The 24,241-nt window shown below is 31.4% G+C and carries 21 protein-coding genes; 19 read left to right on the top strand and 2 right to left on the bottom strand.

Going from position 1 to position 24,241, the window contains the following annotated elements:
* Nucleotides 1-7: 7 nt before the first annotated feature.
* The 3 genes from argB to trmL all read left to right on the top strand — a co-directional run bounded on the left by argB (nucleotide 8) and on the right by trmL (nucleotide 2,903).
* Nucleotides 8-769, top strand: coding sequence for an acetylglutamate kinase (gene argB / locus MHH94_RS05195; protein WP_058591071.1), 762 nt, complete (start codon nucleotides 8-10; stop codon nucleotides 767-769).
* 529 nt (nucleotides 770-1,298) lie between these two features.
* Nucleotides 1,299-2,426, top strand: coding sequence for a tRNA epoxyqueuosine(34) reductase QueG (gene queG, locus MHH94_RS05200; protein WP_048539836.1), 1,128 nt, complete (start codon nucleotides 1,299-1,301; stop codon nucleotides 2,424-2,426).
* A gap of 3 nt (nucleotides 2,427-2,429) precedes the next feature.
* Nucleotides 2,430-2,903, top strand: a complete 474-nt coding sequence (gene trmL / locus MHH94_RS05205) for a tRNA (uridine(34)/cytosine(34)/5-carboxymethylaminomethyluridine(34)-2'-O)-methyltransferase TrmL (RefSeq protein WP_025904798.1) — start codon at nucleotides 2,430-2,432, stop codon at nucleotides 2,901-2,903.
* Between the two features lie 34 nt (nucleotides 2,904-2,937).
* Here trmL and MHH94_RS05210 read toward each other — a convergent pair whose 3' ends face one another.
* Nucleotides 2,938-3,078 (bottom strand): hypothetical protein, encoded by a 141-nt coding sequence (locus MHH94_RS05210; RefSeq protein ID WP_162841915.1) that lies wholly within the window; start codon nucleotides 3,076-3,078, stop codon nucleotides 2,938-2,940.
* A gap of 86 nt (nucleotides 3,079-3,164) precedes the next feature.
* Here MHH94_RS05210 and nagA point away from each other — a divergent pair, with 86 nt between their 5' ends.
* The 6 genes from nagA (at nucleotide 3,165) to MHH94_RS05240 (ending at nucleotide 10,509) form a co-directional block, all read left to right on the top strand.
* Nucleotides 3,165-4,316 carry an N-acetylglucosamine-6-phosphate deacetylase gene (gene nagA, locus MHH94_RS05215; RefSeq protein ID WP_058591070.1) on the top strand — a complete coding sequence of 384 codons (1,152 nt, stop codon included), beginning with the start codon at nucleotides 3,165-3,167 and terminating at the stop codon, nucleotides 4,314-4,316.
* Nucleotides 4,317-4,364: 48 nt separating this feature from the next.
* Entirely contained in the window at nucleotides 4,365-4,964 is a 600-nt protein-coding gene (locus MHH94_RS05220; RefSeq protein WP_058591069.1) for a 6-phosphogluconolactonase, read from the top strand.
* On the top strand, nucleotides 4,903-5,115 hold the full coding sequence (locus MHH94_RS05225; RefSeq protein ID WP_370622769.1) for an SAS053 family DNA gyrase inhibitor: 213 nt from the start codon (nucleotides 4,903-4,905) through the stop codon (nucleotides 5,113-5,115). The genes MHH94_RS05220 and MHH94_RS05225 overlap by 62 nt, the downstream gene beginning before the upstream one ends.
* Before the next feature lie 152 nt (nucleotides 5,116-5,267).
* Nucleotides 5,268-6,656, top strand: a complete 1,389-nt coding sequence (gene fumC, locus MHH94_RS05230; RefSeq protein ID WP_048539839.1) for a class II fumarate hydratase — start codon at nucleotides 5,268-5,270, stop codon at nucleotides 6,654-6,656.
* Nucleotides 6,657-6,745: 89 nt separating this feature from the next.
* Nucleotides 6,746-8,272: an exopolyphosphatase gene (ppx, locus tag MHH94_RS05235; RefSeq protein ID WP_208182404.1), complete on the top strand. Its 1,527-nt coding sequence runs from the start codon at nucleotides 6,746-6,748 to the stop codon at nucleotides 8,270-8,272.
* Between the two features lie 71 nt (nucleotides 8,273-8,343).
* Nucleotides 8,344-10,509, top strand: a complete 2,166-nt coding sequence (locus MHH94_RS05240; protein ID WP_058591067.1) for an RNA degradosome polyphosphate kinase — start codon at nucleotides 8,344-8,346, stop codon at nucleotides 10,507-10,509.
* Between the two features lie 47 nt (nucleotides 10,510-10,556).
* On the opposite strand, the gene MHH94_RS05245 is transcribed toward MHH94_RS05240, so the two are convergent.
* Entirely contained in the window at nucleotides 10,557-11,378 is an 822-nt protein-coding gene (locus MHH94_RS05245) for an RluA family pseudouridine synthase (RefSeq protein WP_106417823.1), read from the bottom strand.
* Nucleotides 11,379-11,482: 104 nt separating this feature from the next.
* Here MHH94_RS05245 and MHH94_RS05250 point away from each other — a divergent pair, with 104 nt between their 5' ends.
* The 10 genes from MHH94_RS05250 (at nucleotide 11,483) to yhaM (ending at nucleotide 24,221) form a co-directional block, all read left to right on the top strand.
* Complete coding sequence (locus MHH94_RS05250) at nucleotides 11,483-13,021, top strand: bifunctional GNAT family N-acetyltransferase/carbon-nitrogen hydrolase family protein (protein WP_048539843.1); 1,539 nt, start codon at nucleotides 11,483-11,485, stop codon at nucleotides 13,019-13,021.
* A gap of 17 nt (nucleotides 13,022-13,038) precedes the next feature.
* Nucleotides 13,039-14,148, top strand: coding sequence for a GAF domain-containing sensor histidine kinase (locus MHH94_RS05255; protein ID WP_084756687.1), 1,110 nt, complete (start codon nucleotides 13,039-13,041; stop codon nucleotides 14,146-14,148).
* Nucleotides 14,149-14,166: 18 nt separating this feature from the next.
* Nucleotides 14,167-14,796, top strand: coding sequence for a response regulator (locus tag MHH94_RS05260; RefSeq protein WP_058591064.1), 630 nt, complete (start codon nucleotides 14,167-14,169; stop codon nucleotides 14,794-14,796).
* Between the two features lie 159 nt (nucleotides 14,797-14,955).
* Nucleotides 14,956-16,233: a dicarboxylate/amino acid:cation symporter gene (locus MHH94_RS05265; RefSeq protein ID WP_058591063.1), complete on the top strand. Its 1,278-nt coding sequence runs from the start codon at nucleotides 14,956-14,958 to the stop codon at nucleotides 16,231-16,233.
* Between the two features lie 162 nt (nucleotides 16,234-16,395).
* Nucleotides 16,396-16,854: an XRE family transcriptional regulator XdrA gene (gene xdrA / locus MHH94_RS05270; RefSeq protein WP_025904809.1), complete on the top strand. Its 459-nt coding sequence runs from the start codon at nucleotides 16,396-16,398 to the stop codon at nucleotides 16,852-16,854.
* 75 nt (nucleotides 16,855-16,929) lie between these two features.
* A complete protein-coding gene (locus MHH94_RS05275; RefSeq protein WP_340840003.1) occupies nucleotides 16,930-18,060 on the top strand; it encodes a DUF445 domain-containing protein in 1,131 nt (376 codons plus the stop codon).
* A gap of 74 nt (nucleotides 18,061-18,134) precedes the next feature.
* The gene (locus MHH94_RS05280; RefSeq protein WP_048539848.1) at nucleotides 18,135-18,503 is read left to right on the top strand and encodes a YlbF family regulator; all 369 of its coding nucleotides are present in this window, start codon (nucleotides 18,135-18,137) and stop codon (nucleotides 18,501-18,503) included.
* A gap of 657 nt (nucleotides 18,504-19,160) precedes the next feature.
* Nucleotides 19,161-20,345 carry a metallophosphoesterase family protein gene (locus MHH94_RS05285; RefSeq protein ID WP_058591061.1) on the top strand — a complete coding sequence of 395 codons (1,185 nt, stop codon included), beginning with the start codon at nucleotides 19,161-19,163 and terminating at the stop codon, nucleotides 20,343-20,345.
* 4 nt (nucleotides 20,346-20,349) lie between these two features.
* On the top strand, nucleotides 20,350-23,283 hold the full coding sequence (locus MHH94_RS05290) for an ATP-binding protein (RefSeq protein ID WP_058591060.1): 2,934 nt from the start codon (nucleotides 20,350-20,352) through the stop codon (nucleotides 23,281-23,283).
* Nucleotides 23,280-24,221, top strand: a complete 942-nt coding sequence (yhaM, locus tag MHH94_RS05295) for a 3'-5' exoribonuclease YhaM (RefSeq protein ID WP_084756690.1) — start codon at nucleotides 23,280-23,282, stop codon at nucleotides 24,219-24,221. Before MHH94_RS05290 ends, yhaM begins: the two co-directional genes overlap by 4 nt.
* Nucleotides 24,222-24,241: the final 20 nt, after the last annotated feature.

Here is a 24,241-nt window from a genome sequence, read left to right on the forward strand (position 1 = left end):
TCATTAAGTGAAGTATGCAATCATTAAAATTGGTGGAAGTGTATTAAGCAACTTAAGTCAAACGATAATAGAAGATATAATTACTTTAAAAAGTCAAAATTATATGCCAATCATTGTCCACGGCGGCGGCCCGTTTATTAATAAACAACTAACTAAAATTGGTATTGAAAGTAAATTTGTAGATGGATTACGTGTTACTGATGAAGAAGTGTTACTACAAACTTCAAGTACATTGATAGGTGAAGTCAATCCACAAGTTGTGTATCAAATTAATCAACACGACTCATTAGCATTAGGAATAAATGGCATTGATATGAATTTATTTGACATTAAACCTTTAGATTCTAAATATGGATTTGTAGCAGAATGTACATCCGTTAATAAAGAAACACTGGCTAATATATGTTCGAACAGTATTCCAGTTATCGCACCAATCGGTATCGATAGAAATACTGGTCAAAGATATAATATTAATGCAGATAGCCTTGCATATAAAATAGCGAGTGAAATGGAAGGCGACTTATTCTTAATAAGTGATATTCCAGGTGTACTGATTAAAGATGAAGTACAAAGTCATTTAAGTATAAATGATATTCATAATTATATAGAAACAACTGAAATATATGGAGGTATGATCCCTAAAGTTACTGGCGCAATTTCTGCAATAAAAGAAGGCTGTAAAAGCGTCAAGATTATTTCAGGATCATCAGACCATGCATTATTAAAAAGTTCTCATTCAAATAAAATAGGTACAACAATTACATTATAAATTAAAAAATCCGACAGCGTTTTTGTGCACTGTCGGATTTTTTGTTCGCTTATTAGCAGATTTGGATGGAAGTGCAAATACTGGTGTCGTTATTAGCAGATTGGGTTAGAAGTGCAAATAACGAGTGTCTTGTTTACATTTCTCAGGACTTTTGTAATTATGGCTATCCATAGTAACAGTTCGGCCGAGTTTTGTAACTAACGCCCCGTTATGAACAAGTTTGGGCGAAAGTGTTCACAAGAACCCCGTTATGAACAAGTTTGGGCGAAAGTGTTCACAAGAACCCCGTTATGAACAAGTTTAGGCAGAAGTGTTCACAACACCCTCGTTATGAACAAGTTTAGGCAGAAGTGTTCACAACAGCCCCCCACCACAAACAAGCTAAATAATGTCTTGCCAAACCATTTACCATATAGTTTATGAAAGCAATTTTTATATACTTATTTAATGGAATTAATACGAATACCGTAAATTTATTTATTAAATGTGTTAAAATGTATTAGCATGTTTGATAGTGAGGTGAATAAATTTGAATTTAGATCAATTGAAGCAAGAAGTGATAGATTATGCACATTCTATTGGTATTGATAGTATTGGATTTACAACTGCTGATCCTTTTGATGAATTAAAGAAAAAGTTAGAAGATTATCATTCTAAAGGATATGCTTCTGGGTTTGAAGAAAGTGATATTGAATTAAGAACAGTCCCTAAATTATCATTACCATCTGCTCGCTCAATTATAGCAATTGCTGTAGGGTATCCGAATAAATTAAAGGGTGCTCCTAAAAGTGTTAGAGGAGATAGAAGAGGTATGTTTGCGCGTGCTTCATGGGGCCAAGATTATCATACTATTATGAGAAATCGCCTTGATAAACTCAGTTTATTCCTAAAAGAAAAAGTGCCTGATGTAGAAATTAAATCAATGGTCGATACAGGTGTCTTGTCTGACCGTTCAGTAGCTGAAAGAGCTGGGTTAGGATTTGCAGGTAAAAATGGATTTATTATTAATGAAGAACTAGGTACTTGGAGTTATCTTGGTGAAATGTTAGTCAGTATACCATTTAAACCTGATGATCCAGTTATAGATAGTTGTGGTGATTGTAACATTTGTGTTGATAGATGTCCGACAGGTGCCTTAGTAGGTAATGGTCAATTAAATAGTCAAAAATGTATCAGCTTTTTAACACAAACAAAAGGTTATTTAAAAGATGAATACCGCTATAAAATAGGAAATCGTCTTTATGGATGTGACACATGCCAACAAGTATGTCCACGAAATAGAGGGATTAATACTGAACATGACGACATTATATTAGAACCTGAGGTACTAAAACCTAGACTTGTACCACTACTCAAAATGTCTAATAAAGAATTTAAAAATACTTATGGACATTTAGCTGGTGCATGGAGAGGTAAAAAGCCGATTCAACGAAATGCGATTGTCGCACTTGCTCACTTTAATGAAGAAAGTGCAATACCTGATTTAAAAGATGTTGCGTTAACAGATCCGCGACCAATGATAAGAGGTACTGCGTTTTGGGCTATCGGTCAAATACAAGGTGAAGAGGCAAGACCATTCATTATGTCACACTATGAACGTGAAATAGAAGAAGTCCAAGAAGAAATGATAAAAGGATTAGAGATTAGGAGAAAATAAATTATGACAAATCATGTAGTTTTATATCAACCAGAAATTCCAGCGAATACTGGGAATATTGCACGTAGTTGTGCAGCAACAGATACAACTTTACATTTAATTAGACCATTAGGTTTTAGTACTGATGATAAAATGTTAAGAAGAGCTGGTCTAGATTACTGGAAATTTGTAAATATTGTTTATTATGATAGTATTGAAGAATTTTTCGAAAAGACTGAAGGTGGCAACTATTACTTACTAACGAAGTTTGGTACTCAACCACATACTCAGTTTGATTACAGTAATGTTGAAGAAAATCATTACTTTATATTCGGTAGAGAAACAACAGGACTTCCTGATTGGGTTAAAGAAAAATATAAAGATACAGCATTAAGAATTCCAATGAATGATAATGTAAGATCTTTAAATTTATCTAATACTGCTGCAATATTAATTTATGAAGCGTTAAGACAACAAAACTATCCTAATTTATCATAGAAATAAAAAAACTGAGGCCATATGGTCTCAGTTATTAATTATTATTTGATTTTAAAGATTCAAGTTCTTTGTTTAAATCTTCTTCCTTAAGACCGTAGTCTTTAGAATCGCGACCAGCAGTTAACATCGCAGTAATAAATGCTACACCAACCATACAGATTAATAGCGTATTCATTTAATTAGCCCCCTCGTAATGTTATGTTATCTTTATTATATACGAATTAAGGCAATAATTAAATACATTTTTAAGGAGACATTGATATGGATAATTATATTTTGAAAAATGCACAAATTTATACTGAAACATATAAAATTGATCATGGCTATATCGAAGTGCGTAATGGGTGTATTCACGATATTCAAGAAGGGGAATATACAGGTACATTACATACGATTGATGCGAATGGTCAACACGTACTTCCAGGATTTATTGATATACATATTCATGGCGGTTATGGCCAAGATGCAATGGATGCAACACCAGAAACATTGAATTTATTGTCTGAGAAATTATTATCTGAAGGTACGACTAGCTTTTTAGCCACTACGATGACGCAATCAACTGAAGCCATCAATGCTGCATTAGAAAATGTTGCAAACTATAAACAGATAGATGATAAACGTGCTGAAATACTCGGTGTACATTTAGAAGGTCCATTTATTTCTGAACATAAAGTTGGTGCTCAAAATCCTGCATTTGTTGCAAGACCTACAGTGCAAAAATTCAAAGATTTTCAAGAAAAAGCAAATGGCGCGATTAAAGTAGTGACAATTGCGCCAGAAGTTGAAGGTGCAGAAGAAGTTATTAAAGCACTTCATCAAGATGTTATTTTTTCAGCAGGACATACCGTATCTGATTACGATGGCATTGAAAAAGCAGTTCAAAATGGTCTTAAGCATATTACACACTTATATAATGCCCAAACGACATTTACACATAGAGAACCAGGCGTATTTGGTGCCGCTCTGACAGATGAAAGATTAACAACAGAAGTCATTGTTGATGGTATTCATTCTCATCCTGCTGCAGTAAAATTAGCGTATCTTGCTAAAGGAAATGAGAATTTCTGCATTATTACAGATGCAATGCGTGCAAAAGGTATGAAAAATGGTAAATACGATCTTGGAGGTCAAGATGTATTTGTTAAAAATAACGAAGCAAGATTAGAAACAGGTTCACTTGCAGGAAGTATATTACTTATGAACAAAGGCTTAAAAAATTTAATGGACTTTGCAAATATACCACTTGAAGAAGCATGGCGTACAGCAAGTTTAAATCAAGCTATTCGATTGAAAGTTGATGATAGAATTGGCTCAATCAAAGTTGGAAAACAAGCAGATCTTGTTATAGCTGATTCAGAATTAAATGTTTTAACTACTATTAAAAAAGGGTATATTATAAATAATGACTAAAGGTTATGATTTTTGTAAATAGACAAGTTGAAATGAGGAGTGGACAAAATGGCTTTAAACTTTAAAGTATTTGAAACAAAAGATATTGCTGCACGATTTGCTGCAGATGTAGTTCGCAAACAATTTAATTCAGACAGCACTTCAGTTGTCGGTGTACATTTAGAAGCTGAGCAAACATCATTTTTCGATGAACTATTAGATGATGTTAAGAAAAATCCTGTGAACTTCAGTCAAATTCATATTTTAGATTTTGACGGTAAAGAAGATTATTACACAGAATTAGGTGTCCCAGCTAAACAAGTATTAAAAACTGATGTCGGTAGTGATGTTGAAGCATTTATTAAAGAAAAAGTGAATACTGACAAAAAGAAAAACAAATTGATGTTAGATGTTGTCACTTTAACTGAAGATAGTAGAACTGGATTAGACTATAATCAAGCAATTCACCCAGCAAGAGAAGTTATCGTACTTGTCACTGGTAAAGAAAAAGCTAAAGCAGTAAGTCAGTTATATCAAGAACCTGCAAATGGTTCTGTTGAATCCGCTAAATTAAAACAACATAGAATGGTAACAGTTGTATTAGATAATGAAGCGGCACAAGGCTTACCTGAAGACGTTAGATCTTACTTCTCAATTCAATTTTCATAAGAAGGTGAGAAATTTGAATAAAAATCTAGAAGAAGAAAATGAAATGGTTCAAGACCTAGAAGATGTTAAAGAACTAGGTAAAGAAATGGAACAAATATCAGAACAAAATGATGAAGCTTTTGAAGAAAAGAAATCTGAACAAGAGTCTTAAAAAACGAGTCTGGGACATAATGTAATGTCTCAGTCTCTTTTTTTCGTTAATTTAAATTATCTGACAACTGAGAGTTTAATTCGCTTTCTTTATACGATATAATAGAGATGAATAAAGAATGATGAATTCAAGAAATAAAGGGGAGTATTGAAATGAGTTACAGAATTGAACATGATACATTTGGTGAAATTAAAGTTCCAAGTGAGAAATATTGGAAAGCACAAACACAAAGAAGTAAACAGAATTTCCCAGTAGGTAAAGAACAAATGCCAATTGAAGTGATTTATGGATTTGCACATTTAAAAAGAGCAGCAGCGATTTCAAATCATGAACTTGGTAAATTATCTGATGATAAGAAAGATGCCATTGTATATGCTACTGATGAAATTTTAAAAGGAAATTTAGATGAACATTTTCCTCTAGTAGTTTGGCAAACAGGTAGTGGTACACAAAGTAATATGAACGTGAACGAAGTTGTGAGCTACGTTGCCAATGAATACTTGAAAGAAAAAGGTTCAGAAGAGTCCGTTCATCCAAATGATCATGTTAATATGTCTCAAAGTTCAAATGATACATATCCAACTGCAATGCATGTTGCTTTATACCACGAAATTGAATCTAAATTATTACCAGCAATTGGTACGTTAAGAGATACATTTAAGAAAAAAGAAGAAAATTTCAAAGATATTATTAAAATCGGTAGAACACATTTACAAGATGCAACACCTTTAACTTTAGGTCAAGAAGTTAGTGGTTGGAGATATATGTTAGATAAATGTGAATCATTATTAAATGAATCTAAAGGTCAATTATTAAACTTAGCAATTGGTGGTACAGCAGTTGGTACTGGTATCAATGCACATCCAGAATTCGGCGATAAAGTGGCTAAACAGATTAGCGAACAATTAGGTTATCCATTTGTATCATCTGAAAATAAATTCCATGCATTAACTGCTCATGATGAAGTTGTTTATGTTCATGGCGCACTTAAAGCATTAGCAAGTGACTTAATGAAAATTGCAAATGACGTAAGATGGTTAGCTTCTGGCCCAAGAGCTGGATTAGCTGAAATCTCAATTCCAGAGAATGAACCAGGTTCATCAATCATGCCAGGTAAAGTAAACCCAACTCAATGTGAAATGTTAACAATGGTTGCTGTTCAAGTATTAGGAAATGATGCAGCAGTAGGTATAGCAGCATCACAAGGTAACTTTGAATTAAATGTATTTAAACCAGTTATTTTATACAATACATTACAATCTATTTATTTATTAACTGATGGTATTGAAACATTTAATAACAATTGTGCAGTTGGAATTGAACCGATTGAAGAAAATATCGATAAATATTTAAATCAATCATTGATGCTTGTTACTGCTTTAAATCCACATATTGGATATGAAAATGCAGCAGCAATTGCGAAAAATGCTCACAAAAATGGATTAACATTAAAAGAATCTGCAATTGAATCAGGACTTCTAACAGAAGAACAATTCGATGAGTGGATTAAACCAGAAGATATGATAAGCTCTAAAAAATAATAGCAGCTTTAAGACACAAATATAAAGAACAGAAAAAAGGTGCTATAGGCACCTTTTTCTGTATCAAAATATAACTTTGGAGGCAATTTATGAAGAGATTAGGATTAATAGATATAGGTTCCAATACTATAAGACTTGTTATTTTTGAATACTCTAAAGATACAGGTTTAAATGAACTACAAAACGTTAAAACACCAGCACGTTTGAGTCAATATTTAGAAGAAGATAAAACAATGAACAAAGATGGAATCAATATTTTAGTAGAAACATTAAATAGTTTTAAAAAAGTTGCCGAAAAATTTCAAGTGGAAGAACTTGTCCCTGCAGCTACAGCAGCAGTAAGACAATCTAAAAATATAGATGAAATTATAAAAAGTGTAAAAGACAAAACGAATCTCGATATTGAAATTATTCCAGAACAAGATGAGGCGTTTTACGGATTTTATGCAGCAACACATACTTTAAATATAAATAACGGTATTACAGTTGATATAGGTGGTGGTTCAACAGAAATAACTTATTTTGAAGATAAAAAGTTAAAAGAGGCAATAAGTTTTCCTTTTGGTGTTGTAACTTTAGAGAAAATATTTTTCTCTGATAAAGATCACAATGATAAAAATGCGATAAAAAAATGTGAGAAGTATGTTAAAGAACAGTTTGAGTCTGAAAAATGGATAAAAGATAAAAACGTTCCTATTATAGGAATTGGTGGATCTGCCCGAAATAATGCGCGTATACATCAGTCATTAAATAATTATCCAATTGCAGGTGTACATGGGTATGACATGACTAAAAAAGGACTTGAAGAAGTGTTTGATGTCTTGAAAAAATCTGATAAAAGTGAATTAAAAGATTTAGATGGTTTAAGTAGAGACCGTACAGATATCATTTTACCTAGTTCTATTGTCTTTAATACATTATATGATATCGCAGATGCAAAACGTTTTACGTTCTCAAGAAAAGGTCTACGTGAAGGTTTAGTGATGACAAGAATTAAAGAAGAATTTCCAAAGGCATTTAATAAAAATAATGTTACAAGTGATGCATTAAAACATATAGCAAATGAATATAATATCAATGCTTCAAATGGTAAACAGCGCATGAAATTAGCTGAAGATTTGTTAAACAAATTAGAAGATATCACTAGCTTCAAAATTTCAAAAGAAGATAGAGAAATATTTAAAGAAGCTGCATATTTATATTATTTAGGTTCATTTATTGATGCAGATTCTAGTTCACAACATACGTATTATATTATAGCCAATTCAAGTATTAATGGTTTATCGCATAAAGAAAGGGTTAAATTAGCACTTCTGGCAAGCTTTAAAAACAAGACATTATTAAAGTTCTATATAAAGGGAACGCCTTGGTTTGATGATGAAGAAATGGAAATTATTCAAAAGCTTGGCGGCATCATTAAATTTGCGCATGCTTTAAATGTTTCTAATACGGATTGCATTGAATCAATGGCATTAATTGAAAAGAAAAATGAATTTGAATTAAAAGCCAAATATGTTACAGACCCAATCGCTGAAGAATATCAGTCAGATAGACAGAAAAAACATTTAGAAAAGTTACTACCGAAAAAACTTAATATTATATTTACACAAGATTAATAAACTTACGTTTAAATGAAGTAGTGTGATTTTATAATCTTGATTGGAAATTTGTAAAGGGTGAGATAATTATGGAAGCACAAGCGGAACAATTTTATTTAGACAATCCAGAATATTACAACAACCGAGAATTAAGTTGGCTAGACTTTAATTATCGTGTTCTTGAAGAAGCAATTGATCCTAACAATCCTTTATTAGAACAGTTGAAATTTTTAGCAATTCATAGTTCTAATTTAGATGAATTTTTTATGGTTAGAGTAGCGGGGTTGAAAGACCAAGTTAAGATGAATTTTAATGAACCAGAGAATAAAGCGCAATTGACACCTAAAGAACAACTAATCGGCATTGAAAAGAAAAATAGAGTGAACGTCGAGCTTCAATATAAGCGATTTAATGAATTAAAAGAATTGTTAAAGAGCTATAAAATATTTATTACACAACCAGAAAGATTGCCAGAACCTTTGATTGAGCAGCTTCAACATCAATTTAACACTGAAATATTACCAACACTTTCACCATTAGGAATAGATGCATACAGGCCGTTTCCAAAATTAAATAATAAAATGTTGAATTTATTTGTAGATATTAGGCTAAATGATGGCGAAATTAAATCGGCAATCGTTCCTGTTCCAACATTATTAGATAGAATTATTAAGTTAGAACATGAAGGCGTTAAATATATTGTATTTCTTGAAGATGTCATTTCATTATTTATAGAACAATTATTTAATGGATATGAAGTGATTAATACGTACACATTCAGAGTAACAAGAAATGCAGATTTAACAATTCATGAAGAAGGTGCAGAAGATTTATTAATAGAAATAGAACGATTTTTAAAAGAAAGAAAAAGTGGTGCAGCAGTACGACTTGAAATTGATAGTAGACATATAGACGCAGAAGTGAAGAGTATTTTCTTAATGAATGAACTTGAGTTATCAAACGAAGATATATACAGAGTTAATGGTCCACTAGATTTAACAGTGTTATTCTCTCTTGTAGGACAATTAGAAGATTTATTCCCAGAACTACTATTTAAACCTTATACACCACAAATACCTTCCTCATTAAGTAAAAATAATGTTTTTGAATTAGCATTGGAAAGAGATGTATTTTTCCATCATCCATATGAATCTTTTGAGCCGATTGTTGAATTTATAAAAGAAGCTTCAGAAGATCCAGATACACTTGCTATCAAGCAAACACTTTACCGTGTAAGTAGTGATTCACCAATCATTCAAGCTTTAAAAAATGCAGCTGAAAATGGTAAACAAGTTACAGTTCTTGTTGAATTGAAAGCTCGATTTGATGAAGAAAACAATGTTCAGTGGGCAAGAATGCTGGAGGATGCAGGTTGTAATGTTATTTATGGTATGACATTCCTTAAAACACATAGTAAAATTACGCTAGTTATTAAGAAAGTTAAAGGAAAAGTGATACCTTTTGTGCATCTAGGAACAGGGAATTACAATGATAAGACAGCTAAAATATATACAGATATGGGAATTATTACGACAAACCCTCAAATAGGACAAGATGCGATTAACTTCTTTAATTATTTAAGTGGTTATTCATTAAAGCCTGATTATAATGAGTTAATCGTCGCACCATTTGAAATACGAGATTTCTTTGTTGAACATATCGAACAAGAAATGGAATCTCATAAAGAACATGGTAATGGTCTCATTATAGCTAAAATGAATTCGTTAACAGATAAAAAAGTAATTAAAAAATTATTTGAAGCATCACAGTGTGGCGTCAAAATTAAACTGATAATTCGAGGTATTTGTTGTCTAAAACCAGGTATTAAAGGTGTAAGTGAAAATATCGAAGTCATCAGTATTGTAGGTAGATTTTTAGAACACTCAAGAATCTATTATTTCTACCATAATGGACAAGAAAAAATGTATCTTTCTTCAGCTGATATGATGACAAGAAATATGATTAAACGTGTTGAAATATTATTCCCAGTATTAGATCCTAATTTAGTTAAACGTTTAAAAGGTATTGTTGATTTACAACTCAATGATGGACTAAAAGGTCGTATTCAAAATAATGAAGGTTTATACCAATACAATGATGCAGGGAATAAACATATGAACTCACAAGAAATGTTAATGGATGAGGCTATGTTAGCAGGGAAAGAAATGAGAAAGTCTCACTTAAATATAGGGAGACCTGTAACGAGTAAAAGAAGTAACTTTATTAATAAATTTAAGCAAAGATTAAAGAGATAAATAGAAAAAGCCAACAAAGTTAAAGCTTTGTTGGCTTTTCGCGTTATTTAATCGTCTAATGTAACTGAAATCAATTCATCTTTAAATGGATGTTCGAATTCTATTTTGTAGCTGTGTAATTTTAATTTTCTAAGTTTACTGTTGTTGTAAAGTGGATCACCGACAACTGGATGTCCTATTTCTGCAAGGTGGACACGGATTTGGTGTGTTCTACCCGTATCTAATTTTAATTCTACTTCTGCTGTATGTTCATCAATCATATGACTTTCAAGTATATGTGTGATCGCACGTTGACCTGTTGGTGATACACGTCTTTTGTTTGGATGGAACTTGTCTTTACCAATTGGCATATCAATTGTTTGTGGTTTAAGTGGTAATAGACTATCAACTTGCGCTTTATATGTTCTTGTAATTTCTCTATCTTCTAACATACGATCTAATATTTTTTTAGCGATAGGGTGTTTTGCGACTAATAATAAACCAACAGTTTCTTGGTCAAGTCTATGGACAGGCTCAGCATAATCTGAATCTAACGTATAGATCACGTGATTCATAAGTGTGTTTGCTTCTTTTAAATCATTTGGATGTGTTTTAACACCTTTAGGTTTAACAACAATAGCTAAGTATTCATCTTCGTATTTAATTTCAGCTAATCGGTAACTAGAAACATATTGGCTTGATTCGTCAAATAATGGGATATTGAGTTTATCTCCAGCATTTACAGTATTTCTTAATGTACACACTTCGTTATTTATCGTAAGTTCTTTTGACATTCTTAAAAGGTGAAGTTCTTTCTTTGGTAGATGTAAAGATTTAAACATCTCTTCGATTGTTTGACCTTCAAATTTTGATGGTATTGTAATTAGCATAGCGCCCTCCAGGAATATTTCTCTCAAAATCGGGAAAAATTATATTATAACAAAAAATAAGTTATAATTATTATAACAAGAAAAAGAGATGAGGAGTATGTTTCATGTCAAAATCAATCGATAATAATGAATTTAACGTAAGTATTAATACTAGACAGATGACTTTTGATGATATTGATGAAGTTATTGAATTACAGTCTAAATGTTTTCCAGGGATGGAACCGTGGGAGAGAGGACACCTTGAAAGTCATTTAAGAATGTTTCCGAGAGGACAAATTGTTGTAGAATTTGAAGGTGAAATAATAGGTTCATGTTCTTCACTTATCATCAATTTTGATGAATATGATGACAGACATACTTGGGATAGTATTACGAATAATGGTTATATTACAAACCATAATGATCACGGTCATAATTTATATGGTATTGAAGTCATGGTTCATCCTGATTATAGAGGGATGAAAGTAGGCGCAAGATTGTATGAAGCGCGTAGAGAAATTGCCTATGAATTAAACTTAAAGAGTATCATTATAGGCGGTAGAATTCCTAACTATCATCAATATAGTGATGAATTAACGCCACGTGAATATGTACAAGGTGTCATTAAACATCGTATTAAAGATCCAGTATTAACATTTCAATTGATGAATGATTTTACGTTAATGCGTATTAATCCCAATTATTTAAATGATGATGTAAAAAGTATGAAATTTGCTACTTTGATGGAATGGAATAATCCTGATTACATAGCAAGAAGTAATGTTCATTTTAAAACGAGTGAACCTGTGAGAATATGCACAGTTAATTATATGATGCGTAAAATTAATTCATTTGAAGAGTTTGCAAACCAAATTGAATACTTTATTGATGTTGCATACGATGCGGATAGTGATTTTATCGTCTTTCCAGAATTGTTAACGACACAATTAATGAGCTTTGATGAACAAAGTAATCCGGCAGAATCTATTAGAAAATTAACTACTTATACATCTCAATATATTGAGATGTTCAATCAGTTTGCGATGAAATATAATATCAACATTATTGGTGGTTCTCATTTCGTTGAAGAAGGGGAAGATATTTATAATATTTCATATTTATTTAGACGAGATGGATCTATCGAAAAACAATATAAAATCCATGTAACACCAAATGAAAGAAAATGGTGGGGTGTATCACCTGGTAATGGCGTTGAAGTATTCGATACTGATTGTGGTAAAATAGCGATTCAAATTTGTTACGATAGTGAATTCCCTGAAATGGCTAGAATCGCAATGGAAAAAGGTGCAAAAATTATATTTACACCATTCTCAACAGAAGATAGACAAAGTTATTTACGTGTAAAATATTGTTGTATGGCACGCGCTATAGAAAACCAAGTTTATACAGTGACTTCAGGTACATGCGGTAACTTGCCACAAACTGAGAATATGGATATCCAATATAGTGCTTCAGCGATATATTCTCCTTCAGACTATGGTTTTGCTCGTGATGGTATCGTGAGTGAAACAGGTGAGAATTTAGAAATGGTTGCTATCGGTGAAATTGATTTAGAAGTATTAAGAAGAGGTAGAGAAAACGGAACTGTTAGACATCTTAGAGATAGACGACATGACGTATATAATATTACGTATAATCAATAATAATAAAGGTGATTGATATGGAAAAACCAACGCGTACAAGCCTTTTAAAAGAAATTGCGGAATTTTTAAATGAAGAGACTGAAATGTATAGTATGATGCATGGCGCACTTAAAAAATTAGTGAGTGGTAGTAACTTTCATACAGGTTGGATATTTTTTATTGATGAAGAAGGTAAACATGAACTTGTTGCTGAAGAAGCGTTACCGCCCGCTTTAACACATAATAGCTGCCAATACATGACAGAAGGTACGTGTTGGTGTGTAACAGCATATCAAAATAAAAAACTAACGAAAGCTTCAAATATTATTACATGTTCGAGAATTGTAAAAGCAACTAAAGAACATCATGATAAGACGGATGGGATTACACATCATGCAACTGTACCACTGCGTTCTGGTAATGAAAAATTTGGACTGCTTAATATTGCGACACCAAATACGAAACGATATTCAGAAGAAGATTTAGAATTGTTAGAGTCTGTAGCATTTCAAATCGGCTCTGCTATTAAACGGATATTATTAACCGATCAAGAAAAAGAAGCAGCTCGTATAAATGAAAGAAATAGGTTAGCGAGAGATTTACATGATTCTGTTAATCAAATGCTATTTTCTTTAAAAATCACTGCTCATGCTGCGAAAAGTCTTGATGATCATGAAGCGGCTAAGAAAGCTTTTCAAACAATTGAAGAGACGAGTCAAAGTGCTGTCAATGAAATGAGAGCACTAATATGGCAACTTAAACCGATAGGATTAGAACAAGGTTTAATATCAGCTATTAAACAATATAGTCAGTTAATTCATATTGAACCTGAATTTGAAGTTGAAGGACTTATTGATTTGCCGAATACAATTGAAGAGAATGTTTATCGTATTATTCAAGAATCATTAAATAATATTCATAAACACTCAGGTGTAAATAGTGCGAAAATATATCTAGAACAAAATAAAAAATCGTTTAAATTTAAAGTTGTAGATAACGGTAAAGGATTTGAAAGTCAAGATTTAGACAATAAGCTATCTCACGGTTTGAGAAATATTAAGCAACGTGTTCAAGGAATGAAGGGACATGTAGATATTAAATCAAAATTGAATGAAGGAACAGAAATTGTGATTTCTATTCCACTTTAAATGTTAGGAGTATCACACATGAGTTATAAAATAATCTTAGTAGATGACCATCATATTGTGCGACAAGGATTAAGTTTCTTACTAGATACTGTTCCAGATTTCAATATACAAGCTGATTTCTCAAGTGGCGTGTTATTGCTAGAGTACTTAGAACAACATGAATCACCAGATATTGTTCTGTTAGATTTAGTTATGCCTGATATGAATGGCATTGAAATCACAAGTATCATGAAAAAGAAATACCCAAACATTAAGATATTAGTCTTAACAAGCTTTTATGATGAAGAACATGTCATATCAGCTATTGATAAAGGTGCAGATGGTTATGAAATTAAAGATGTAGAACCTGATTCACTTATACAAACAATTAGATCTGTATTAAATGGTGAGAAGAAAATTCATCCAAAAGTACAGTCTGTTATTTCTGAAAGTGAACGGAAACCACATAGAGAAAATAAATTATCAAAAAGAGAACTTGAAGTATTAGCAGAATTGGTGAAAGGTAAAACCAATAAAGAAATTGCAGAAACACTATTTGTATCTGAAAAAACAATCAAAACACATGTCAGTCATATACTAAATAAATTAAAAGTATCAGACAGAACACAAGCAGCAGTCTATGCAATGGAACACCAATTATTAATTTAAATACAGATATAATATTTTTACGAGTAAGTATTGTCATATTCAATACTTACTCGTTTTTATGTAAAATTACAAAAATAAATTTACAAAATGAAAGCCCTTAAAGTATAATATGTTACATGGGAGAAATGATTTTACATACTTTATAGGGGGTAGTTTAATATGAAAGTCAGGAAAAACTTAACTTTAAAAATTGTTATCGCTTTAGTATTAGGTATAACAGTTGGATCGATTTTTAATATGTTTGCCGGAACGGGTTTCGTTCAAGGTACAAATCAATATGTATTTAATGTAATTGGTCAAATATTCCTAAACCTCATTTTTATGCTTGTAGTACCAGTCGTATTTGTTTCAATTGTATTAGGGGTTATTGGCGTAGGTGATCCAAAATTACTAGGTGGTATAGGATTAAAAACCGTTACATTCTTCTTATGTACTACGGCAATTGCGATTATTATCGCAATGTTATTAGCTTTAGTATTTAAACCAGGTGTTGGTCAATCAGATTTATTAAATAGTGATGATGTTAAAAAATATGGTGCTGAACAAAAAGCTAAATCATCAGATCAAGCTGCACCAGAAAATCAAACATTTGATCAAACATTGATTAATTTGTTCCCACAAAATCCAATGAAATCTATGGTGGAACAAGATATGTTACCAATTATTACATTTGCAATCTTTATTGGTGTAGGAATGATTGCACTTGGTAGTAAGGTTGAAGCGGTGAAAAAAGTCTTCGAGCAGACCAATGATATACTCATGTATATCGTTACTATGATTATGAATTACTTCGCACCAATTGGTACATTTGGACTAGTTGCAACAGCTTTTACAAACGCAGGATTTGGCGCAATTAAACAACTTGGAATGTACTTCTTTGTTGTATTATTAGCGTTAGCAGTGCACTTTTTTGTGATCTATGGTGGAGCAGTTAAATTATTAGCAGGTAAGAATCCTTTCTGGTTCTTTAAAAAATTCTTCCCAGCTATGACAGTTGGCTTTAGTTCATCAAGTTCAAACGCAACATTACCGATTTCACTAGAATGTACTAAAGAAATGGGTGTGAGAAAAGAAATTAGTTCATTCGTACAGCCTTTAGGTGCTACGATAAATATGGATGGAACAGCTATTATGCAAGGTGTCGCAACGATATTTATAGCTCAAGTATCAGGTATCGATTTATCAATTATGCAAATGATTACTGTTGTCGTTGTTGCCGTTATTGCTTCAATCGGTACTGCAGGTGTTCCTGGTGTTGGCCTTGTAATGTTAGCAATGGTACTGACTTCAGTCGGATTAGACCCCGCAGCAATAGGTATTATTTTAGGTATAGATAGATTGTTAGATATGACAAGAACTTCTGTAAATATTACTGGAGATGCTGCATGTGCACTAATTTTATCTGAAAGAGAAAAGTCAAAATTTGTAAAAGAATAAATAATTTAGTGTATTAAAGGGGTAAATTGATATTAAATTCAATTTACCTCTTTTAATTTGGTTAAAAATGTATTATGATGTTACTTGTGCTTGAAAAAATCGTGTATTTTTGCAACATATTAAATCAATTAATATAAATATTAAAAAGAAAGGTAGATATAGATGGATAAACAAACATTTACAACAATAATCCAAACAAAATTCAAAATGGTTCGTATTGAGGCTGGTTACACTCAAGATACTATGGCGAATACAGTAGGATTATCTAAGAAAACTTTAGTGCAAATTGAAAAAGAGAGAGTATTACCTAACTGGACGACATGTGTATCAATTTGTGCGTTATTCAGAGATTCAGATGTTTTAAATACTACTTTTGGTTGTGACCCATTAGAAGTTATTCAAATCATATCTCGTCATCATTGTGCATATCCAAACCATGACAATACAAGCGATATTTACTGGGTAACACTTGATGCTAAATCTGGCTATATTTTACAATCTAATAAAAAATCAGATCTTTACAGAGTCTTAAACGAAGAACGTCAACCAATCTTCGGTACTGCGAAAAAACGTGAAGCAGAAACTTATTTCTTACGTAAAACGCAATCATTATTTGTTTAAAATTTGTATAATATTTGTTAAAAGCTACTTCTTGGATTATTCTAAAGAAGTAGCTTTTTTAGAAGGAGAATTTCCATGTCAACAATTATAACCGTATTTAGTATGATGGTAATTGGTGCGTTAATAGGTGGATTTACAAATTATATTGCAATTAAAATGTTATTTCATCCTTATCATGAAATTAGATGGTTTGGATATAAATTACCGTTCACACCAGGCTTAATACCAAAAAGAAGAAATGAATTATCAGAAAAAGTAGGTGAGATGGTTACTAAACATCTCTTAACACCTGAAGTATTTAAAGAAAAACTTGTGAACCCAAGTACGAAGAAAGTGCTTGAAGATACGATTAAAGTCCAATTTAATACTTTGAAAGAGAAAAAATATACCGTTCAAAACTTTGTGGATCGAATTGATTATCCACTTGAAGAGAAATTAAATGAAACGATTAAATCTACTATTAAAGAAAAGATTGATCAATATTATACATCTCATAAAAATGATGACATTAAATCACTTATTCCAGAAGAAATACTTGAGCAATTAAATATTCAACTTAATCGTGTAACACCAGAAATTTTAACAAAGATTGATGAATATTTAGTTTCTGAAAAAGGAGAACAAGATATTCATTCGATGGTTGAAGAATTTTTTGAACAAAAAGGTAGAATGGTCGGCATGATTCAAATGTTTATGACAACTGAAGATATCGTATATAGAGTTAAAAAAGAACTAAGAAATGTCATTAAACAAGAAAAAATCAAAAATATGATTGATCTACAAGTGCATAATCAATACGACAAATGGATGGCTAAACCTTTACAAGAAGTATTAACAGATGAAAGAAAAGAAAAAGCCAAAACATTATTCGCAACTGAGATTACAGAATCTATTAATGTTAATAAATATTTAAATACTCCTTTAGATGAACTCGTTCCAAATTTATTTGTATATATGGAAGGAAGAGGAACAGAAAGATTTATAGACTATATGATTGGTAAAGTCGGTGATAATATTAGCTTAATTTTGGAAAGAATGAAATTAGCAGAATTGATTAAAGATCAAATTGATCGATTTGAATTATCTTATTTAGAAAAATTAGTCATAGAAATCTCTAATAAAGAATTAAAATTAATTACATTATTAGGCTTTGTATTAGGTGGAATTATTGGATTATTACAAGGAATAATCGCTATTTTTGTATAAGACCTAGAATTATGATACAGTATTATTGGAATTGATTTTCTAATACATTTATTTATTATAGGAGCGAATTAATTATGGCAGAAGTAAACATTTACGACAAAGCGAATGAACTAGAACAAACTTTACGTGCAAGTGAAGAATATAACAAAATTAAAGAACAATATGAAAAAGTTAATGCAAACCCAGAAACAAAAAAATTATTCGATGAATTCCGTGAAATTCAATTAGAATTACAAACTAAACAAATGCAAGGCGAAGAAATTTCAGAAGTAGATATCGCTAGAGCTCAAAAATCTGCTCAAGAAATTGAACAAAACGAAACAATCGCTGAATTAATGCAAGCTGAACAAGCAATGAGTCAATTAATTCAAGATTTAAACCGTGTTATCATGAAACCATTAGAAGATATCTATGGTAGCCTTGAAGAAAACCAAGAAGGTTAATTAATTAACTTTTATGAGTCGACAAAGTCATTAGACTTTGTCGGCTTTTTTGTGGGAATTTTTATGACAGATTATATAGAGTGGGGAATGTTGATGAGAGTAGGCTGTTATTAGCAGTTTTGGCTGAAGGTGCAAATAGTGGTGTCGTTATTAGCAGTTTTGATGAAAATTGCAAATAGTGAGTGCGTTAGTAACACTTCGGCTGAGTTTTGTAATTAAGGTGGTCTATAGTAACACTTCGACTGAGATTTGTAACTAAGGAGGTCCATAGTAACACTTCAGCTGAGTTTTGTAATTAACGCCCTCGTTACGAACAAGTTTGGGCGAAAGTGTTCACAAGATCCTCGTTATGAACAAGTTTGGCAGAAAGTGTTCACAAGCCCCTCGTTATGAACAAGTTTAGCCGAAAGTGTTCACAACACCCTCGTTACGAACAAGTTTAGCCAGAAGTGTTCATAACATATCCATTACAATCTTCCATAGTAATAATTCATATGTCACTTTTTTGTTGTTCATTCTTATATGTGCGATGTATCGTATACGCGCGGAATATGGTAAAATTAAAGCATTAAAAATCTTTATAAATCTGATTATTCTATTGGTTGAGCTTGAATATAATAATTAAGAAATGAGCTAATATTGAAAGAGGTTAGGTATATGATTAAATTTATACATTGTGCGGATTTACACCTTGATAGTCCATTTAAGTCTAGACATTATTTAAGCCCTTCTATTTTAAGCGATGTAAAGCAAAGTGCATATAATAGTTTTAGAAAAATTGTTGACGACGCAATTAAAGAGCAAGTTGACTTCATCGTAATTGCAGGGGATTTATTTGATCAAAATAATAGAACTTTGCGTGCAGAAGTGTTTTTAAGAGAGCAATTTCTTAGATTACAAGATGAACAAATTTTTGTTTATATCATACATGGTAACCACGATCCTTTATCTGTGGGTGTCCATACAGTTTGGCCAGAGAATGTAACAGTCTTCTCTGATAAAGTTTCTACTTATCAACTTATTACGAAAAATGGACAAGTTGTTTATTTACATGGTTTTAGTTATCAAAAAGATCAAAGTTATGAGAATAAAATTGATGAATATCCTGAATCTACAGGTAACAAAGGGATACATATTGGTGTATTACATGGTACATATTCACAAGCTTCAGGTGTGAAGCAAAGATATACTGAATTCAATATTGAAGATTTAAATAGCAAATTATATCATTACTGGGCTTTGGGTCATATTCATGAAAGAGCTATGATTAGTGAGTTATCTCAAGTTCACTATCCTGGTAATATACAAGCCCGTCATTTTAAAGAAAAAGGTGAAAAGGGTTATTTATTTGTTGAAGGCGATGAGTCTAAATTACAAGCATCATTCAAACCAACTCAATATATTAGGTTTGAAAAAGCAGTCATTGAAACACAAGCTAAAGGTAAACACGCATTATACGAAGCGATACAAAAATTCAAAGATAGTGTGAGAACAGAAGGTAAGGCTTTTTATCAATTAGACGTTTATGTCAAACATGATGAGATTTTAAAGCAAGATGAAATTAACCAAGTTATACAATTGATTCAAGAGTATGAAGAGAATCAAACAAACTTTATCTTTGTTGAACAGTTGAATGTCTTTTTTGATCAAGATTCAGAAGTAGCATTAGCGAATGAGTTCAATGATGATATTTTACAAGATGAGAACATTCTTGAAGAAGCCCTCAGTGATTTGTATATGAATCCAAAAGCAAATAGATTTTTAGAGCCATTTAGTGATGTTGATAAACAAGCACTTATTGAGCGTGGGGAAGCAATTTTAAAAAGAAGAATGAGAGGTTAAAGCGATGAAAATTAAATCTTTAGAAATTTATGGCTATGGCCAACTCATGTCTAGAACAATAAAATTTGATCAAAGTTTTATGCAAATATATGGAGAGAATGAAGCGGGCAAATCAACGATACAAGCGTTTATTCATTCTATATTATTTGGCTTTCCAACTAAAAAAGAAAATGAACCAAGATTAGAACCAAGACTAGGGAACCAATACGGCGGTAAGTTAGTGTTAGACTTCGATGGTCAAATTGTTGAAGTAGAACGAGTTAAAGGTCGTGTAACAGGTGACGTTAAAGTATATCTTTCTAATGGTAAAGTTAAAGATGAAGAATGGCTGAAACAAAAGTTAAATTTCATTAATAAGCGAACTTATCAAGGTATTTTCTCTTTTAATGTATTAGGTTTACAAGATATTCATAAGAACTTAACTGAAGACCAGCTTCAAATGTATTTACTTCAAGCAGGTGCACTAGGTTCAACTGAGTTCACTGGTATGAGCGATTTAATGCAAGTTGAGAAAGATGCATTATATAAGAAAAATGGTAAAAATCCAGTGCTAAATGTTCAATTAGAGCAGTTGAATGATTTAGAAATTAAGATCAAAAATGAAGAAAAGAAACTTTCAGAATATGAAAGACTTCAAGATGAACGTGATAAAACATCTCGAAGATTAAATCAATTAAAAGAGAATCTCGGCAAACTTACTGACAGGTTAACGAGTAAAGAAAAGGAAATTTCACTACATAACGAAGTGGTTGAATGGAAGAAGTTAGAAAGCAATTTAAATATAGAACCATATGAATTCCCTGAACAAGGGATAGAGCGCTACGAATCAGCTGTACGTTCAAATGAAAGTATTAAACGTGATTTAACGTTAAGAAATGAAAAGCTTGGACAAGTCGTACATACTTTAGAAAATGTAAAAGTCATGTCCGAACGAGATGAAAAAGCGCTCAATAGTATTAGACAAAGAGAATCAGATATTAAAGAAAAACATCAAGAATTAAAACAATTAAACCAGCAAATCGATAATGCTGAACGTGATAATGAATTACTTAGACAAGATATCGGCTGGAATGAAGAATTTTTAGATGTAGATACGTCTGATGCGATGAAGACACATATAGCTGAAGTCAATCGCATTAGAGAAGAAAACGTTGCAGAACGAGAGCAAATTAAACGTTCACTCAACCAATTATCTATAGAACAAGAGCGTTATACTAATAATGTTGATAAATTGCATAATGATCTCGTATCTGATGAGAATTATGAACAAAAGAAAGTATATAATCAAAAAGCGCTAGAGCTCGGTGAAAAGAAATCGCTATACAAAAAAATGGAAGAAAGCTTTAATAAGCAAAAAGAAGAAAGTGAAAAGAGAAGTAAACAATATAGACTTGCTTCTGGAATTGGTGGCATATTATTAATCGCAATTGCAATTTATGCGTTTATCGCATCACAAATCGTATTTAGTGCTATATTCGCTGTTGTAGGTGTCGTATTAGTAGGATTAGCCTTTATGATTAAATCTAAAGAATTAAACCATGATCAAGCATTTTCTAAGGAAATTGATGAACTAGAAGAAAAAGTACAACACTTAAAGCAATTTTATGATTTAGACTTTAATCTTGATGAACAAACGAAAATTAGACAAGAATTAGAAAGTTATTATCAGTCTCAAGAGATTTTATCTACTAAGCAAACTGAATTAAATAAAGAACTTGAACAAGTAGAAGAAATTATTGAGAACAAAGAAAGAGCACTTAAAGAAACTAAAGTGAGTTTACATGTTTCTAATCAAATTTCTTCTCAATTATTAAATGATGCATTGTCGACAATTAGAAAAATTAAACAAAATAGATTAGAAATCACACGCATTACTAAAATAAGAGACGAGAAACAAGCGGCTTTAGAAGCATTTTATAGAGAAGCTGATAGCATTGTGAGTCATGCAGGATTACATTATCAAGAGATTTCACTATTTCATGATGTCAAACAAGCTTTAGACGAACATCAAAAAGAATTTAATATTCAATCACGCAATAACGACCAACAAGCATTATTAACAAATGAAATAAATGCATTGAATGCACGTTTAGAAGAAAATAACAATGTGATTCAATCTTTATTTGACTTCATTAGTGTAGATAATGAAGAAGCATATTATCGTCATCATAAAGCCTTTGTGTCTTATCACGAAGATTTAAAACGATTTAATTATTTAACAGATTTATTGAACAATCAAAATTACGATTACGATAAAAATACACAACTAAGTTATATGACAAAAACAGACTTAGAAAATGAACGTACTCAGTTAGAAGGTCAAGTTGATGAATATAATGATCGCTATTTAAATGTTCAATCAGAATTAAGTGATTTAAATGCTCAAATCAATCATATGGAAACAGATGAAACACTTTCAGCTTTAAGACATGAATACCATTTACTTAAAGATAAAGTGAATGAAACTGCAAATGATTGGGCAGCATTAAGTTATTTACAAAACTTAGTTGAAGCACATATTAAACAAATTAAAGATAAACGACTACCATATGTAGTGAAGGATGCTACAGATATTTTAAAAGCATTAACAGAAGGCAGATATAATCAAGTTATTTATGAAGAACAAAATGTACAAGTTAGACATGAAAATGGACAAGTATTCCATCCTACTGAATTAAGTCAGTCAACGAAAGAATTATTATATATCGCGTTAAGATTTAGTTTAATTAAATCTTTACAAAAATATTATCCATTCCCAATTATCGTTGATGATGCATTTGTGCATTTTGATAAACATCGTAAAGAAATTATGATTAAATATTTAATGAGTATGAAAGATGATATTCAAATACTTTATTTCACTTGTAATAAAGATCAAAATGTACCTCAGAAGCAAACAATTACGCTGACAAAAATAGAAGGAGCTAAGAGCAAATGAGAACTATAGAGACATTAAAACCAGGAGACTCAGTAGATCATTACTTTTTGATTCATAGAGCAACTCAAGGTGTTACAGCTCAAGGTAAACCATATATGACTCTTTATCTTAAAGATAAAAGTGGTGATATAGAAGCAAAAGTATGGACGGTAACAAATGAGGATATTCAATTACTCGTACCTGAAACGATTATTCGTGTGAAAGGTGACGTTATTGATTATCGCGGAAGAAAACAAATGAAAGTTAATCAATTTAGAGTGGCTGTAGATGAAGATAATGTGAAGTTGGAAAACTTTCTAGAAGCGGCGCCATTATCAATAGAAGATATGTCAGAAGAAATTATGACGTATATACTAGATATTGAAAATGCTAAATTACAAAGAATTACACGTATATTACTGAAAAAGTATCAAAAAGAGTATTTTACATTCCCAGCAGCTAGTTCACATCATCATAATTTTGTTTCTGGCTTAAGCTATCATGTTGTTACAATGTTAAGACAAGCGAAAGCATTGTGTGATATTTATCCAATTTTAAATAGAAGCTTATTATATAGTGGTATTATTCTACATGACTTAGGTAAAGTAAAAGAGTTATCAGGACCAGTCGCAACATCATACACAGTTGAAGGGAACTTGTTAGGTCATATTTCAATCGTAAGTGATGAAATTGCTCAAGTTGCAAAAGAGCACAATATAGAAGGGGAAGAAGTCCTCTTATTGAGACATTTAGTTTTAAGTCATCATGGTAAATTAGAGTATGGATCTCCAAAATTACCTATGGTTAAAGAAGCAGAAATTCTTCATTTTATTGATAATATTGATGCAAGAATGATGATGTTTGAAAAACATCTTAAAAAAGTAGATAAAGGTCAATTTACAGAGCGTATCTTTGCTTTAGAAAATAGACAATTTTATAAACCTGAAACTTTAGATTAATCAAAAAAGCTATGAAGAAA

Source organism: Mammaliicoccus sp. FSL K6-3158 (genome assembly GCF_038005105.1).
In the GTDB taxonomy this organism is placed as follows: Bacteria; Bacillota; Bacilli; order Staphylococcales; family Staphylococcaceae; genus Mammaliicoccus; species Mammaliicoccus sciuri.